The organism is Streptomyces sp. DH12, from assembly GCF_020873895.1.
Taxonomy (GTDB): Bacteria; Actinomycetota; Actinomycetes; order Streptomycetales; family Streptomycetaceae; genus Streptomyces.
In genome coordinates this window covers 1-732 of sequence record NZ_JAHWGT010000264.1, presented here as the reverse complement: position 1 = coordinate 732, position 732 = coordinate 1, and the positions used below count along the sequence as shown (strand labels likewise).

Annotated in this window: 1 pseudogene; it reads left to right on the top strand. The window is 74.2% G+C overall.

Annotation, left to right across the window (positions count from 1 at the left end):
- Positions 1–732: pseudogene (locus tag LPA54_RS33925) on the top strand (cytochrome P450); the annotation flags it as partial.

The following is a 732-nucleotide window of genomic DNA, read 5'->3' as shown; positions in this document are numbered from 1 at the left end:
CCCTGCGCGACGCCGAGACCTTCTGCCAGGACTGGCGGCGGGTCGGCGTGGACACCCCGCCCGCCCTGCTGAGCCTGCAGACCCTGGACCCGCCGGAGCACACCCGGATACGGAAGCTGATGCTCGACGGCTTCAAGGCGGCCGGTCCTGGCCGGCCGGCCGAGGCGGTCCGCACCGTGCTCGACGAACGACTGGCGCGGGCGGAGAAGGAGGACGACGGCTTCGACTTCGTACGGCTGGTCGCCCAGCCCGTCGCCCTGCGGGCCGTCACCGCGCTCCTGGGCGTGCCGCAGCCGGACCGGGACTGGTTCGTGCCGCTGTCCGACACGATCGTGGACGGCATGGACGCGAGCCTGCGGCCCGAGACGTACGAACCCGGGGTGGCGGCGCGCGCCGAGCTGTCACGGCTGGTGAGCCGCTGGGCCGGGGAACCGCTGCCGGACGGGTTCGCCCGGCACGTGCTGGCGACGGCGCCGGACGCCGGCGTGGACCGCGAGGTCGTGCTCAACTCGCTGCGGGTGGTGCTGCAGGCCGGGTTCCAGACGGCCAGCCGGTTCCTCGCCACCGGACTGCTGACCCTGCTGCGTATCCCCCCGGACGAGCGCGTCGTGGTCGACACCGACAAGGCCGTCCACGAACTGGTCCGCCACTCCGGTCCCGTGCACGTGGAGAGCCGCGCCTGCGTCCGCGACACCGTGCTGGGCGGGCAGCGCATCCGCAGGGGCCAGATCG